Below are 15,125 nucleotides of genomic sequence, written 5' to 3'. Positions count from 1 at the left end.
AACAGGCTGAGGTTATTATGTGGTGGTTCGGTAAGAAGTGGCATGTTTCGGTTTTGCTAAACAACGGGTGGCATTTGTAATGCGCCCCTTTAGATTTAGTTTTTTTAAGCCAATGAGTATTGGCGTTGCCTTGCTGTTTAGCTTAGCGCTTGTTTGGGTATGGTATAGCATTTATGACCTTCCGAAAGACCTTAAAACAGATACTGTTAAACTCGCCGCTATCCTGATTAACAATGTCCAGCTTATCTCGATGCGACCTGGTGCACCGGCTATTGAAAAGGGGCGTGCCATATTGGTGGTAGGTGATCGCATTGCCGCAATAGGCGCTGCTAACGAACTGACAGCACCGGCAGGCGTTACCGTTATTGATGGCCTCGGTTACACCATAATACCGGGTTTAATTGATGCACATATACATCTGAGCGATGAGGCTGAGCTTGCGGCGTATCTGGCACATGGCGTTACGGGGCTGCGCAATATGTCAGGCTACCCATTTCACTTGCCGCTGGCTAAGCGCATCGCTAAAGGTGAGCTGCTTGCGCCTGATTTTATTACGACCGGGCCAATGCTGAACAGCAGAGGCCCCAACCAAACCCTTATTCAACAGACCGTTACAACAGACGCAGAAGCTCGCGCAGCAGTACAGGCGCAATATCGCGCTGGCTATCGCATACTTAAAGTGTATTCAAATCTTAGCCGGGAAGCATTTAAAGCCATTACCGATGAAGCAAACTTGCTTGGGATGAGCCTGACAGGTCATTCACCTGAAGGCGAAAGACTGAAAGGAATACCGCACCAGCGACCTTTTGACATAGCCTGGCAAGAAACGCTTGGCCGTGGATTCAGTTCACTTGAGCATATTGAAACGATAGTCTGGCATGGCTTGCGTGATAACCCAACTGAGAGTGGCATGCGTGAACTTGCTGCTAAACTGGCAGCCTCTGGAGAAGCCGTTACACCGACACTGCTGGCCCACAAACGTTTAGTACTAATAGCGCAAAGCCGAGGCGCTTATTTGCAGCAGCCTGGCACGAATACTATTAACCCGCTGGTACGATTAATGGGAAACGACGCCGTAAAGTACTGGAGTAAGGTTGACCCTGCCGTTTACGAGGGGCCGCGAGCTGAGTTTTATAAAACGGCAACACGGCTGTTGTATGAAGCCGGCGTGCCGCTTATTGTCGGAACTGATTCGGGGGGCTTTGCTATTGTTCCGGGGGCATCACTTACCAGAGAATTAGAATTGCTGGTTGAGGCAGGGTTGTCTCCCTATGACGCTCTTGCTGCCGCCACAAGGGTAAGTGCCCAAGTTTTAGGTTTTGAGCAAACGGGCGTAATTGCTACAGGCTATCGCGCTAATCTAGTATTACTAGCTGATAACCCGTTAGATGGGATTGGTGCGGTAGAACGTCCGGTAGCCGTTATTATAAGAGGACACTTAATTCAACAAGCGGATCTGGAGGTCTTGCGAGCTGCTGCAACAGATACGTCGTTAACGCGCTCTGCCTGGCGGGCGCTGCAAATCAAGTTTGGAGACAACTAAGGCCTGTTTACTAGTAAACGGTTTTAGAATACTTAGTCGTGCTTTTTAAAATAGTGGCGTTATTACGGGGAAAAGCGTATCTGCTGAACTTAGCCGGGTTAAGTTTACCTGTCAGTGAACTAAGGTTTTGCTTTTACGCCTTGCAGGCGTAGTGGCTGATCGGTAAATAACCAGTCAATGCCACGGGCGGCTTCGCGGTTCATTATGGCGGGGTGGTTAATTTGGCCGGTACCGATCTGTTTACCTGCTTGCTGCAGCTGCTGAATAAGTGAGCTACCAAACAGTGCAAAAGAACCGGCAACGGCGCCGTGGCCAAGCGCATGGTTTTGGCGCATAGTGTCTTTGACATTGGTTAAGGCCACGTCCACTAAGGCGGCTGGTGGCAACTGCCGAAATCCTTCCAGATGATCAGGTTTAAGGCTAAGCAAATGGTAATCTTCGCCAGGCTCAAGCCCCGCTAATAATGTGGTTAGCTGTGGCTGCAGCGGCTGGCGTTCCCGCCAGGATTCTTTTAGTTCAATCATTAAATGTAATTGCTTGCCGTAACGCGCTATAACTTCCTGCAAATGAGGTATTTGCGGTAACTCACGGCGCAGTTTAGCAAACGGGGTAGTGGCAATAGTTAAGTCTGGCCGCTGAAATAAGCGGCCACAAGCAGGGTCGTGATGCGCCACCGGCTCACCATCTTGGGTAAGCCGAATATCCAGCTCAATACCCCAGATGTTATGCTTAAGGCAGCGGTCAAAAGCTGCCAGGGTATTTTCCGGTGCGGGGCTGTTGCTACCCGCGATATAAGCACCGCGATGCGCCACCAGCTTTAAGCGAGCCAGGTTGGCCGGTATACGGCAAGCAGGGCTGAGCCGCCACAACTGGTTGGCCAGGTTATTTAGATGATCAGTAAAGTCGGTCACATGGTGTATCCAGTTGCCTTTAAAACAAACTATAACATTTTCAGCTTTCAGTCGGAAAACGTTAATCTTAGTGAGTAATACCCCATTAGTAAAAAGTGGTGTTGTATGGTTTTTTGCTAATGGGCGTGCTGTAACTAGCTGCTATCGAAAAAGCCTGGTTAAAACGCTAAACAATAATAAGAATAGCCTTAAGCAAGTAAAGCTATCGGAGTATTTTATGAAATATTTAATATGGGTAACATGGTTGGTGAGCGTCAACAGTATAGCAGCAGAGCAATACTTTCCGCCGGCAGGGCAGTGGCAGCAGGCAACACCGCAAAGTTTGGGTGTAAATGCCGCTAAACTGCAGCAGGCAGTCGATTTTGCTATCGCCAGCGACAACCCCGCAGCAAAAGATCAGGCGATAGTGCAAGCCACTACTTTTGGTGCGCGTGAACCATTTGATCAAATTATTGGTCCTATGTCGGTTCGGGCGCCAGCCAATGGGCTGATTGTGTATCGCGGTAACGTTATTGCAAAGTGGGGCGATACCACGCGTGTTGATATGACTCACAGTATTAGTAAAACATTTTTGACCACTGTTACCGGCCTGGCACTGGATACAGGATTAATTTCTGATGCAGAGGATTTAGTAGGCCCTTACTTACCCAGCGATAACACACTATTTAGTAGTGAACATAACCAACAGATCCGCTGGGATCATCTGCTGCGTCAAACCAGTGACTGGCAGGGTAGCCTATGGGGTAAACCAGATTGGGCCGACCGGCCACAAGGCGAGCCAAAAGACTGGCCTAACCGGCCTTTACATACTCCAGGCAGTCATTATAAATATAACGACGTACGGATTAATTTGCTGGCATTAGCAACAACCTATGTTTGGCGCAAACCGTTACCTGCGGTGTTGCATGAGCGCATTATGCAACCGATTGGAGCCAGTTCAACCTGGCGTTGGTATGGTTATGACAACAGCTGGATTGAGCTGGATGGCCAGAAAATGCAAAGCGTATCTGGCGGGGGGCATTGGGGCGGCGGTATGTTTATTAACGCCTGGGATTTAGCCCGTTTTGGCTATTTGTTCTTGCGTGACGGCAACTGGCAGGGAAAACAGCTGATTAGCCGCGACTTTATTACCAAAGCCCGCACTGGTGGCGCGGCAAAAACAGATTACGGTTATGCCAACTGGTTTTTAAACCCAGAGCGTCAGGCACTGCCTGCTGCACCTGCAAGCGCGATTACCTTTCAGGGCGCCGGACGCAATATTATCTATATCGACCAGCAGAACGACCTGTTACTTGTGGCTCGCTGGATTGGCAATGGTGATGAATTAAACCAACTGGTAGCAAAAATATTGGCTGCGTTGCCAACAGAATAACTTTAGGCTTGCAAGGTTTAAAAATGTGGGTAATTAAATGATAGAACAGACTGTTATATCCAGAACGTTGGTTCAGCGGGTTTTGGGGGTATTGTTGCTGTTCAGCGCACTGTTGTATTTGCTGATGTTGATTATTCAGATGCCTGAGCTGCAGCAGACGAGTGCCGGATTAATCAATGAGGATAATGCCGGTTGGTCGTTTACTATCAGTATTGCCACTACTATCGTGTTTGTATTTAGCCGCCTGGTGTTAGGTTATATTGTTTATTTAAATAAACCGCTGGCCCATTGGCTGTTTTTTAGTTTATGCCTGTTAACGCTGATTAGTGGTGGAATGGGTTTTGTGCTGGCGATTGCTGCGTTAATGGTGCGTTTTTGGCCTGATAATGATATTAAAAATAGTAATGCGGATTAAATTAGCACAGATAAATAATATATTTAATTGCATGCCAATAGTAATGCTACTATAGCTTATTAAACGTATATGCTTTATTAGCTAAATGTGTTGCAAACTGTAGTTATTAAGGGGCAGTATGAACTTAATTAGAGCACCATTTTTGTTGGTGGTAATGGGCTTACTACTATTATCATGTAATCTTAGCGCTGCCACAGTCGTGCAGTTTAATACTGAACGCAATGCTAGTTGCTGGCAGCTTATAGAGCAAAAGAAGCCAGGGTTTTGCCGGTTATATTTTCAAATGTCGGGCATAAAAGCCGACACGATTTATGCAAAGCAAGAGCAACTAGTTCGCTCTGTTAGCGAGTATCCTGCTAAGCGTTCTGCTTATCCAACTTCATTTCAGCAGCTAGAATATGCTTTGCAATTTTTCCACTATAGCTCTGAGTATTTTAAAATACGCAATAATCTGGTATTTATCCGCTCTGACGATGGTGCCATGCAACTTAATATGGGTATATTAACGTCAGCCAGTAGTGGTTATAGTTTTTTATTGGCCGACAGCGACAATCAGCTTAAACAATTGGTTAATGGTATGAAAGACTTAGATAATATATCGTCTCGTTATCGCCGGGGTATAGAGCAACTTTTTCAAAATTAACTCAGTGACGGTTTTGCTTATTATCGCAATGTACATGTAGCAACTTATTGATGTTTACCCACGCCTAATACAGTAACAAGTGTCAGTTTGAGTTATTGGGTTATGCAATAAATGCATTGACCAAATAATAAAGCTCATCAGCCGTATGCTGGCCTAGTTTGCGGTAACTTTCCCACTGCGCTTCATCATAAAACTGATCGCCAGTTGACTGATGTGGAAATTCAGAAAACTGCTGTTGATAGTTAGTGATATCAATAGGTTCGTTACCCGTTAGGTTTGGCTTAATATACAACACATAAATAGGTGCTGCTGGGGGGTCGTTTTGTGTAAATTTGGCACTATAGTGGCCAACTAACAGACAGGCCCGTTTAGGCTGAGGATCTCCTGCTATTGTGTTTTTTAAATCGGCCGGACAGCCAGCCAGATTTTGCAACTGGCTGATATCAGCCTTATCACCAAACAATGCCTGAGTTTGTTGTTCACTGGCGCATTTAAAATCGTAGCCGAAATCAATACGGGCATGCCGCACTAAGTTGGCTAAGTCAGCGTAAGCAAACGTACTGTCTTGACCGGCATCAATAATGACTATTCTTGGTACACGACGTCGGATCATTTCATATGCTGCCAGGTTTTCAAAATGGCCGCCATCAGACAAGTACCAGCTACAGCCTGGTTTATTATCATAACGACTGGTCAGCTCTTTAGCCAGGCAACTGTAAAAGTGATTACCGTTACCCCTGCGCTCTGCGCCCCACCAATAGCCTAAACGAAGGTTAAACAGCGCTAAAATTAAGCTGGTATACCATTTGGTGTGTGCGCCCATGCCGGTAGAGACGGCGGCACCTGATATAGCCAGCCATTTTGCCAGTGCCAGTTGCTCTCGCTGAGCCAACCATTGTTGTTCAGGATTAGCTGCATAGATGGCCGCCGGGTTGTCTGCAATAACTGAGCTAACTGCCAAATTAAGACCTTGCCGATCAGGCTGCCACAATTTGCTGTGCGGCGATAATGTACGATTAATCGTCACATTAATAATATGTACCGGGCCGCCGAATTGCTGGGGCTGGTAAGTCGTCAGCGGCATGTCGTCTTGCGCGTGGTAGCTACTAACGGCTTCTTTTTGTTCGTCAGTTTCATTAAAACGATACTGATTGGCTGCCCCTAAATAAGCCCGTCTTAAGCGAGCAGAGTAAAGCGTATTGAGACTGCTGCGGTTAATTAAGTCACGCTGGTAGCTAAAAACCCAACACAGTAAAAACCATAATAAGTAGTATTGGCCATACCAACCATAATTGTCCTGGGGTAGAGCATAACTAATAAGCGCCAGCTGAAAGCCTATTAAACTGAATAGCAGACTGTAACTGGCTACCATCAGCAGCGCCAGTACGGCAGCAACATAATGTAACTGGTGAAAACGTGGGCTTAACTCGCTAAGGAGTGGGTAGAATCGATAAAGCACCCCAGCTACCAGCAGCATAGCCGCACCAATACTGCCGCTGTATTGATGTAGCGCTGGTGCCAAGGTATTAACGATTGCAAGGGCAATACTGGCACAACCGAATAGCACCAACTGACCCTGCAGCCTGGCAATTTTCCGAAGTCTATTAATTGCACTTGCCGGATAACAATAATAAACAATAGTACTAAGTAAAAACACTAGTACACTTATTAGTACTAAGGCCCACTCTAAGCGAATAAATCCTGACACCCATTGGCTTTGCTCATTATTAAACAGGCTGTGCAGCGGCTTAAAAGCCAAGATATTAAGCAGATGTAATAAGGTGAATATGGGAAGTAACGCGCTACACAATAACAGATGTAACCAGAGAAAATTTCGCAGTAAAAAACCTGCTGCAATAAAGGCTTCATCACCACTTTTCGCTAAATAGCGGCCATTTCGCCTTAAGTATTGCATATTTTCTGATTTTACATCGGCCAAACGCTGATATACCCTTCTGACATCAGGTTTCGCTGTTAATTGTTGCTCAGTAGAAGAATGGTTTGCGTAAGCCATAAACATTCGGCCAAAAAAACCACCAAAATAACCGCCACCAGAAACCGTAGATAAATAATCAAACTGGCGTAATAAATGCCCCTCTTTTTGCGCCCAGCTATTACAGATACCGGCAGCGAAGGTTGCGCTGCGTATACCGCCGCCTGATAAACACAGTGCTCGTAAGCTTTGTGAGGTAACAACCGGCGGCACAGTTTGATTTTCTAAGCGAATTGAACGTGAATGAGCAATAGCCGCCAGCTCTGCGGCAGATTGCAAATGCGCTGATTGCGGTAGGGGAGTATTCATGCAAGGTCCTTAGGTTACCTGAACATGTGGACCACATTGCCGTGAAAGGCTACCACCCAATAACAGTAGCTGCTGGTTGCGCCATTCTCAAGTGGCGACATAATAAAAAGTGGCAGCTTAGGAGTGAACCAAATGAGTGGCTTTCGCATAATTATCCCTTGGTAAAGTAAGTAATCATTCCATTACTGTCCCAACCCGGAAGTTATTATGAAGTTATCAGAGCAACAATGGCAAAAACGCTTAACCGATGAGCAGTATCAAATTACCCGATTAAAAGGCACTGAGTACCCTTTTACTGGTAAATTATTGCATCATACTGCTGATGGCACATACCACTGCGTGTGTTGTACTGCCGTATTATTTTCCTCAGCCGCAAAGTTTGATGCCGGTTGCGGCTGGCCCAGTTTCTTTCAGTCTTTAAAGGGTAGGGTTAAGTACCACAGCGACACCACGCACGGTATGCAGCGGACTGAAATACTTTGCAGTAACTGTGATGCGCATTTGGGCCATGTGTTTGATGACGGGCCAGAGGTCGGTGGCCAACGCTATTGCGTAAACTCGGTTAGTTTAACGTTCCAACATGAAGCAAAAGTCTGAAATTGCCCTGTAATGGTTGTGGTAAGGTTTCAATATCTATTACAATGTGCCGCCTTTCGTAAACAAGCTGTACCCTACAAAACAGCACGAGGCTCCGATTAATTCATCTTTTTGAAGTAAAAGGCCGACACATGACCCTATCACACGCAGAGCAGTACCAAAAAAGCTGGCAGGAACGCCAGGAATACGCCGAGAATATGCAGCCTATTATTGGTCGCCTTTATCGCAATAAAGGCATTGAAGTAGTGGTATATGGCCGCCCTCTGGTTAACGCCACTACTATTGATATTATTAAAGCGCATAAATCAGTAGAACGTTTTGAAGGCCAGAAGCTGCGCTTGCGGGAATGTTTTCCGGTGCTGGAAGCGATTAGCAAAATGAATTTGGCGCCAGGCCGGGTTGATATCGGTAAATTAGCTTATAGTTTTATCTTTAAAAACTCCGGTGCGGGTTTAACCCTTGAGCAGTATTTAGCGCGTGCACTGGTCGATATTTTGGATCACGAAGATCAAGTTAAGCCAGTTGATGTGGTGTTATATGGGTTTGGCCGTATTGGTCGTTTATTGGCGCGTTTAATGCTGGAACGTTCTGGGCCCAGTAGCAAATTACGCTTAAAAGCTATTGTGGTGCGTGGTGGTAAAAAAGGTGATTTAGAAAAGCGGGCCAGCCTGTTACGCCGTGATTCTATTCATGGCCCATTTAACGGTAGCATTACTGTTGATGAAGAAAATCAGGGTATTAAAGCCAATGGTACCTTTATTAAAGTTATCTATGCCAGCTCGCCTGAGCAGGTAGACTACACTGCATATGGCATCGATAACGCCCTTGTCGTGGATAATACCGGTATTTGGAAAGATGATAATGAACTGGCTATTCACTTTAAGAGTAAAGGTACGGCGAAGGTATTATTAACTGCACCGGCTAAAGGTGACGTTCCAAATATCGTTTATGGGGTTAATCAGCATATGATTTTACCCGAGCACAAGTTTGTATCAGCAGCCAGTTGTACCACCAATGCGATTACCCCGGTTTTAAAGGCATTGAATGATGAATTTGGTATTCGTAATGGCCACGTGGAAACCGTGCACTCGTATACTAACGATCAAAACCTGATTGATAACTTTCACAATGCCGAGCGGCGTGGCCGCGCTGCCCCCCTGAATATGGTTATCACGTCAACGGGTGCTGCCAGTGCTGTTGCTAAGGCTCTGCCAGAGTTAAAAGGTAAACTGACCGGTAATGCTATTAGGGTTCCAACGCCTAATGTTTCGATGGCGATACTGTCGTTAAACTTGAACAAAGAAACCAATCGCGAAGAAATGAATGCCTATTTACAGCGTATTTCGTTATTTTCAGAACTGCAGGATCAGATTGACTTCACCAGCTCTACTGAAATCGTCTCCTCAGATTTAGTGGGTTCGCGTTATGCCGGTGTGGTCGACTCGCAAGCCACCATTGTTGACGGTGACCGCTGTGTGTTGTACGTATGGTATGACAACGAGTTTGGTTACAGCACCCAAGTCATTCGGGTAATGAACGATATGGCAGGTATTAAATACCCAACATTACCAGTAGCTAAATACTAGAATTTAGGACGGATCATCCTTAATTTTAAAAGCCGCAATTTGCGGCTTTTTTATTTCATGTTAGCAAACAAATCTGAATTTCAGGCAATAAAAAACGGCCAGTAAACTGGCCGCTTTTTTAAACTGAACGCGCTTTGCTATTACAGCAGAGTTACGTTAGCAGCTTGTGGGCCTTTTTGGCCTTGTTCGATTTCGAAAGCAACACGTTGGCCTTCGTTTAAGGTTTTGTAACCTTCAGTCATGATTGCACGGAAATGAACGAACGCATCAGCGCCGCCGTTATCCTGAGTGATGAAACCGAAACCTTTATCTGCGTTGAACCACTTTACTACACCAGTTACTTTAGCCATGAATGACTCCTAAAAATTTTAATAAAACTAATTTACGCATAATGCGCTGTTAGCCTGACTGTTACTTTACTTATGCGGGCAAACGTGCGTGAATCTTCAGGGACATGACTTACTATGAAGCTGTGTAGCGAAGTGTTCAAAAACATGTTGTTACATAGGTCTGCATTACAGGCCGGAGTGCACTATAACAGTTTTTTCCTAAATGTATAGCGTTTTTAATAAATTAAGTAAGTTAACACAGCGAAAACAAAAAACCGGCTTAAAGCCGGTTTTTACTAAAAGTTAATTTAAGTTTATTTATTACTGATGGCCAGTGCTGGTGCAACATAAGTCAGGCCTAAAGCTTCAGCGACACCTTCGTTAGTCACTTTACCATGATAGACATTTAAACCTGCCATAAGATGCTTGTCGTCTAGCAAAGCTTGCTTATAACCTTTATTAGCTAACCGGATTATAAATGGCAAAGTAGCATTATTTAAGGCAAAAGTAGAGGTGCGTGGAACCGCGCCTGGCATGTTCGCCACACAGTAATGTACTACTTCATCAACAATATAAGTTGGATCGGCATGAGTGGTGGGTTTAGAGGTTTCGACACAGCCACCCTGATCGATAGCAACATCGACAATGGCTGAACCTGGCTTCATGCGTTTAATGTGATCCGCGGTAATCAGTTTAGGCGCAGCTGCACCCGGAACCAACACACCACCTATAACTAAATCAGCAGCCAGCACTTCTTGTTCCAGCGCCGCGGCAGTGGAGTAAATGGCTTTAACCGCACCATTAAACTGGGCATTTATGCGACGCAACACGTCTACACTGCGATCCAACACAGTAACATCAGCACCTAAACCAACCGCCATTTGTGCCGCGTTAGTGCCAACCATACCACCACCAATAATGACTACTTTAGCAGGTGCTACACCCGGTACGCCGCCTAATAACATGCCACGGCCACCACAAGATTTTTCTAAAGCCCGCGCTCCAGCCTGAATTGACATGCGCCCGGCTACCTCTGACATCGGTGCCAATAACGGTAAGCCGCCTTTATTATCAGTTACCGTTTCATAAGCAATACACACTGCTTTTGATTTTATTAAATCGGCTGTTTGTGGCATATCAGGGGCAAGGTGCAGATAGGTAAAGAGGATTTGACCTTCACGTAACATGGCACGTTCACCGGCTTGTGGCTCTTTTACTTTAACAATCATTTCAGATTTGGCAAACACGTCGCTAGCCGAAGTCAGCACCACTGCGCCAGTTTCGGTGTAGTCTTCATCGGTAAAACCAATACCAATACCGGCATTATGCTCGACATAAACACTGTGGCCATGGCCAATGAGTTCGCGCACACTGGCTGGCGTCATACCTACCCGGTATTCGTGGTTTTTTATTTCTTTTGGTACGCCGATAATCATAATATTCCGCCCTGATGGTTATAGGTAAAATTTATGCGCAGTATACAGCGTAAAATACAGAATTAATGCTTGTTTTAATGTGTTGATGTAGTGCAAAATTCTGTTTAATTTTTAAAATAGGTGGTTTTCACTGCTATGTACTCTTTAAGTAAGAGCATCAAGAAGTTAGACCGTATTGATCGTAAAATACTCACGGAATTGCAGCACGATGGCCGACTAGCGAATGTAGAATTAGCCAGGCGAGTTGGTTTAAGCCCTACGCCCTGCTTGGAGCGCGTGCGCAAACTCGAAGCTGAGGGATATATCTTAGGTTATACCGCCTTGGTAGACCCGCACAAGGTAGGCGCTGCGTTATTAGTATTTGTCGAAATAACCCTGAGTAAAACCTCACCGGAAGATTTTGATGAATTTAGTAAATCAGTACAGAAACTAACAGAGATTCAGGAATGCCATTTGGTGTCAGGCAGTTTTGATTTTTTGCTGAAAACCCGGGTAGCTAATATGGCAGCCTATCGTGAACTATTAGGTGAAACTTTGCTCAGATTGCCAAGTGTGCGCGAAAGTCGTACTTATGTGGTGATGGAAGAGGTGAAACAAAGTAGTTTTGTAGCGATGAGCTTATAAATAAAGCTACGGTTAATCTTCACTACGTTAACGTACCTTTTGCTGAGTACTTATGCTACTTACTTATGCTACCTATTTACACTAAGTACTTGTACTGTGTATTTACTATATTTTTACTGGATTATTGTGCCGTCTAATTCGCTATAAGCTATGGCACAGATGCACTTTTTTACTGGCTCTGGTATGGTAGTAAGGTCTGCCCAGACAGAATAAAAATAACGAGGCCCATCATTTGCAAAGCAAAATACTATTTCCTTTAAATGGCGTACAACGCTTGCTCGAAGTTGGATTAATCCTGTTTTGGGCGTTGGCGCTGTTTTTACTTTTAGCCTTATTTTCGTTTGATCCGGCCGATCCCAGTTGGTCGCAAACAGGCTATCAAACCAGTGTTAATAACTACGCCGGCTCAATTGGTGCCAGAGTCGCGGATATTCTGCTGTTTAGTTTGGGCTGGATCGCCTACCTTGTCCCTTTTTTGATTGCGGTTTTTGGTTATTTGTTATTTAAGCGACATCACGATGTATTGGCATTAGATTACCTGATCCTCGGCTTACGCTTAGTTGGGTTGGTGTTAACCTTAGTGTGTGCTACTGCAATCAGTAATATGAATTTTAACGATATTTATTATTTTTCATCTGGCGGTGCGGTAGGGGATATCACCACGACATTGTTGTTACCTTATTTCAATTTTATTGGGTCCAGTTTATTGCTACTGGCAGGGTTTGCGACGGGGCTCACTCTGATGACCGGCATTTCCTGGTTAACCGTAGCCGATTACCTTGGTGTGGCATGTTTTAAAGCGAGCCGGGCCCTGCTAGCGTTACCGGCTTGGTTGTCCGAACGATTTGGCAGTGCGCCGCCAACTGAGGATGATCAGGAAGACGACACCGTGCCATTGGCATTAAATAAGCCATTTAAACAACGTGCCGAGCCCGCTCTTTTTAGTAAATCGAAAGCAACCGCACCCTTACCGATTACACCGCTTAATCTGCAGACTGAGGCAAAAGCTTATTACAGCATGGATCAACTGGCCGATGAACAGCTGTCGTTTAGTGCGGTAGACGAGCCATTAAACCGCGAACATGTGTCAAAAACATTGGCCCAGCTTAAGCCGCAGGAACAACTCGATCCGTTAATGCAGTTTCCAGAAGAAGATGAAGATTCTGATTACAGCGAAGAAGTACAGCACACTCTGGAAGAGTTACCCTCATTAGCCTTATTAGACCGAGCTGATAAAGCACAAAACCCAATTGACCCGGCTGATTTAGAACGGGTATCGCGTTTGGTTGAAGCTAAACTACTGGATTTTAATGTTGAAGCCAGAGTAGTGGGCGTGCACCCTGGGCCGGTAGTTACGCGCTTTGAGCTGGATTTAGCGCCTGGGGTAAAAGTAAGCAAAATTACTGGCTTGGCGAAAGATTTAGCCCGTTCTCTGTCTGCTATTAGTGTGCGGGTAGTAGAAGTTATCCCTGGGAAATCCTTTATTGGTTTGGAGTTGCCCAATCAGCACCGTGAAATTGTACGCTTATCTGAAGTGATTGGTGACGACATTTTCACTGAATCTAAATCAGCGCTGACGATGGTGCTGGGCAAAGATATCGCTGGTAAATCTGTGGTAGCCGACTTAGCAAAAATGCCACATTTATTGGTTGCCGGTACTACCGGTTCCGGTAAGTCAGTTGGCGTTAATGTTATGATCTGTAGTCTGCTATATAAGTCGACACCAGATGATGTACGTTTTTTAATGATCGACCCGAAAATGCTGGAATTATCAATCTATGAAGGTATTCCACATTTGCTAACTGAAGTGGTTACTGACATGAAAGACGCCGCCAATGGCCTACGTTGGTGTGTGGGTGAAATGGAGCGTCGTTATAAGCTGATGTCTGCTTTAGGGGTTCGCAACCTGAAAGGTTACAACCTTAAAGTGAAAGAGGCTAGTGCAGCCGGTGAGCCATTAAAAGATCCACTATGGAAACCGTCAGATGATATGCGAACGTCCGCGCCATTACTGGAAAAGCTGCCAGCAATAGTGGTGGTTATAGATGAATTTGCTGACATGATGATGATTGTTGGTAAAAAGGTTGAAGAGTTAATTGCTCGTATTGCCCAAAAAGCGCGCGCTGCCGGTATACACCTTATTTTAGCCACGCAGCGGCCATCGGTAGATGTCATCACGGGTTTAATTAAAGCCAATATTCCAACCCGGATCGCCTTTCAGGTGTCATCGAAAATTGACTCCAGAACGATTTTAGATCAACAGGGTGCTGAAAGCTTACTGGGTATGGGTGACATGTTGTATTTGCCGCCAGGTTCTGGCGTGCCTAACCGGGTACATGGTGCTTTTGTTGATGATCATGAAGTGCATGCTGTAGTGGCTGACTGGAAAAAGCGTGGCAAACCGAACTATATATCTGAAATACTTAACGGTGAAACCAGCGAAGAGAGTTTACTGCCAGGCGAGACGATGGAAGGTGATGAAGGCGAAGCTGATCCGCTATATGATCAAGCGGTTGCCCATGTCATTGAAAGCCGCCGCGCCTCTGTGTCAGGGGTGCAACGTAAATTTCGGATTGGTTATAATCGGGCTGCACGGCTGGTAGAACAAATGGAAATGAGTGGTGTGGTCAGTAGCCCTGGCCATAATGGCAATCGTGAAGTGATGGTCCCGGCCCAACCTAAAGGTTATTAAATGAAAAAACTTGCATTAGTCGTCATGTTATTCAGCAGTGTGGCCATGGCTCAAAACCAAGCTTCAGTGGATTTTGCGCCGCACTTAAACCAGATACAACAGCAACGGCTTAGCGCGGCGGATGGCAGCCCACAATTACTGGCTGAACTGACAAAAATCCGCAGCTTTTCTGCCAATTATCAACAGCAAGTTTTTGACAGTGAACAGCAGTTGCTACAGCAAGGGCAGGGCACGCTATTGTTAAAACAGGTTGCCCGTTTTCGGTTTGAAGGAGTAGAGCCTGAACCTGTTTTGTTAGTAAGTGATGGTAATCAATTATGGTTTTACAATGAATTGTTAGAGCAGGTAAGCATTTATGATGCTGAAGCACAGGTTGGTCAAACGGCGTTTGCTTTATTAACCAGCACTGATCCTCAGCTGTGGCAACAATATCAGGTTATTGCTCAGCAACAGGTTTTTATTATTCATCCTTTAGATAGTAATAATTCGGTACAGCAACTGACCTTGGCATTTAATGACAACGGTATCAGTGAAATGAGTGTGATTGATATTAATCAGCAACAAAGTGTTTTTCGTTTTAGTGACGTAAAGTTAAACTCGGATATTCCTGACTCCCATTTTCAGTTTACGATACCTGCTGGCGTGGATATTGATGATCAGCGGCAACGATAAGTC

Annotated in this window: 13 protein-coding genes; 9 read left to right on the top strand and 4 right to left on the bottom strand. The window is 45.2% G+C overall.

Annotated features, from left to right (window positions below):
* Window positions 1–79 precede the first annotated feature (79 nt).
* Window positions 80–1,543 (top strand): amidohydrolase family protein, encoded by a 1,464-nt coding sequence (locus VT06_RS01080; RefSeq protein ID WP_152658955.1) that lies wholly within the window; start codon window positions 80–82, stop codon window positions 1,541–1,543.
* A 119-nt stretch (window positions 1,544–1,662) separates the two neighbouring features.
* On the opposite strand, the gene VT06_RS01075 is transcribed toward VT06_RS01080, so the two are convergent.
* Complete coding sequence (locus tag VT06_RS01075; RefSeq protein WP_052750123.1) at window positions 1,663–2,454, bottom strand: glycerophosphodiester phosphodiesterase; 792 nt, start codon at window positions 2,452–2,454, stop codon at window positions 1,663–1,665.
* Window positions 2,455–2,671: 217 nt separating this feature from the next.
* Between VT06_RS01075 and VT06_RS01070 the strand changes: the two genes are divergently transcribed.
* The 3 genes from VT06_RS01070 to VT06_RS01060 all read left to right on the top strand — a co-directional run bounded on the left by VT06_RS01070 (window position 2,672) and on the right by VT06_RS01060 (window position 4,884).
* On the top strand, window positions 2,672–3,826 hold the full coding sequence (locus VT06_RS01070) for a serine hydrolase (RefSeq protein WP_046552488.1): 1,155 nt from the start codon (window positions 2,672–2,674) through the stop codon (window positions 3,824–3,826).
* Between the two features lie 37 nt (window positions 3,827–3,863).
* Window positions 3,864–4,241 (top strand): hypothetical protein, encoded by a 378-nt coding sequence (locus VT06_RS01065; protein ID WP_046552395.1) that lies wholly within the window; start codon window positions 3,864–3,866, stop codon window positions 4,239–4,241.
* 118 nt (window positions 4,242–4,359) lie between these two features.
* A complete protein-coding gene (locus VT06_RS01060; RefSeq protein WP_046552394.1) occupies window positions 4,360–4,884 on the top strand; it encodes a hypothetical protein in 525 nt (174 codons plus the stop codon).
* A gap of 100 nt (window positions 4,885–4,984) precedes the next feature.
* Here the strand turns inward: VT06_RS01060 and VT06_RS01055 are convergent, their stop codons facing one another.
* Window positions 4,985–7,186: a hypothetical protein gene (locus VT06_RS01055; protein ID WP_046552393.1), complete on the bottom strand. Its 2,202-nt coding sequence runs from the start codon at window positions 7,184–7,186 to the stop codon at window positions 4,985–4,987.
* Between the two features lie 207 nt (window positions 7,187–7,393).
* Here VT06_RS01055 and msrB point away from each other — a divergent pair, with 207 nt between their 5' ends.
* Together msrB and VT06_RS01045 are read left to right on the top strand one after the other, a co-directional pair.
* A complete protein-coding gene (gene msrB, locus VT06_RS01050) occupies window positions 7,394–7,783 on the top strand; it encodes a peptide-methionine (R)-S-oxide reductase MsrB (RefSeq protein WP_046552392.1) in 390 nt (129 codons plus the stop codon).
* 131 nt (window positions 7,784–7,914) lie between these two features.
* Window positions 7,915–9,369 carry a glyceraldehyde-3-phosphate dehydrogenase gene (locus VT06_RS01045; protein WP_046552391.1) on the top strand — a complete coding sequence of 485 codons (1,455 nt, stop codon included), beginning with the start codon at window positions 7,915–7,917 and terminating at the stop codon, window positions 9,367–9,369.
* Between the two features lie 140 nt (window positions 9,370–9,509).
* Here the strand turns inward: VT06_RS01045 and VT06_RS01040 are convergent, their stop codons facing one another.
* Window positions 9,510–9,719, bottom strand: a complete 210-nt coding sequence (locus VT06_RS01040; protein WP_019674402.1) for a cold-shock protein — start codon at window positions 9,717–9,719, stop codon at window positions 9,510–9,512.
* 293 nt (window positions 9,720–10,012) lie between these two features.
* Window positions 10,013–11,134 (bottom strand): alanine dehydrogenase, encoded by a 1,122-nt coding sequence (ald, locus tag VT06_RS01035; protein WP_046552390.1) that lies wholly within the window; start codon window positions 11,132–11,134, stop codon window positions 10,013–10,015.
* A 135-nt stretch (window positions 11,135–11,269) separates the two neighbouring features.
* On the opposite strand from ald, the gene lrp reads away from it, so the two are divergent.
* From lrp to lolA, 3 genes are all read left to right on the top strand, one after another.
* Window positions 11,270–11,758 carry a leucine-responsive transcriptional regulator Lrp gene (lrp, locus tag VT06_RS01030; RefSeq protein WP_046552389.1) on the top strand — a complete coding sequence of 163 codons (489 nt, stop codon included), beginning with the start codon at window positions 11,270–11,272 and terminating at the stop codon, window positions 11,756–11,758.
* Window positions 11,759–11,990: 232 nt separating this feature from the next.
* Complete coding sequence (locus VT06_RS01025) at window positions 11,991–14,450, top strand: DNA translocase FtsK (protein ID WP_046552388.1); 2,460 nt, start codon at window positions 11,991–11,993, stop codon at window positions 14,448–14,450.
* Window positions 14,451–15,122, top strand: coding sequence for an outer membrane lipoprotein chaperone LolA (gene lolA, locus VT06_RS01020; RefSeq protein WP_046552387.1), 672 nt, complete (start codon window positions 14,451–14,453; stop codon window positions 15,120–15,122).
* Window positions 15,123–15,125: the final 3 nt, after the last annotated feature.

The sequence above is a fragment of the Arsukibacterium sp. MJ3 genome, assembly GCF_000987765.1.
Taxonomy (GTDB): Bacteria; Pseudomonadota; Gammaproteobacteria; order Enterobacterales; family Alteromonadaceae; genus Alishewanella.
The sequence above is the reverse complement of the archived record's forward strand: the minus strand, read 5'-3'. Positions and strand labels throughout refer to the sequence as shown.

Bases quoted from the DNA above. Each gene is read 5' to 3' on its own strand.
- VT06_RS01080 (WP_152658955.1), top strand. From the start codon at position 80: ATGCGCCCCTTTAGATTTAGTTTTTTTAAGCCAATGAGTATTGGCGTT.
- VT06_RS01070 (WP_046552488.1), top strand. From the start codon at position 2,672: ATGAAATATTTAATATGGGTAACATGGTTGGTGAGCGTCAACAGTATA.
- VT06_RS01065 (WP_046552395.1), top strand. From the start codon at position 3,864: ATGATAGAACAGACTGTTATATCCAGAACGTTGGTTCAGCGGGTTTTG.
- VT06_RS01060 (WP_046552394.1), top strand. From the start codon at position 4,360: ATGAACTTAATTAGAGCACCATTTTTGTTGGTGGTAATGGGCTTACTA.
- VT06_RS01055 (WP_046552393.1), bottom strand. From the start codon at position 7,186: ATGAATACTCCCCTACCGCAATCAGCGCATTTGCAATCTGCCGCAGAG.
- msrB (WP_046552392.1), top strand. From the start codon at position 7,394: ATGAAGTTATCAGAGCAACAATGGCAAAAACGCTTAACCGATGAGCAG.
- VT06_RS01045 (WP_046552391.1), top strand. From the start codon at position 7,915: ATGACCCTATCACACGCAGAGCAGTACCAAAAAAGCTGGCAGGAACGC.
- VT06_RS01040 (WP_019674402.1), bottom strand. From the start codon at position 9,719: ATGGCTAAAGTAACTGGTGTAGTAAAGTGGTTCAACGCAGATAAAGGT.
- ald (WP_046552390.1), bottom strand. From the start codon at position 11,134: ATGATTATCGGCGTACCAAAAGAAATAAAAAACCACGAATACCGGGTA.
- lrp (WP_046552389.1), top strand. From the start codon at position 11,270: ATGTACTCTTTAAGTAAGAGCATCAAGAAGTTAGACCGTATTGATCGT.
- lolA (WP_046552387.1), top strand. From the start codon at position 14,451: ATGAAAAAACTTGCATTAGTCGTCATGTTATTCAGCAGTGTGGCCATG.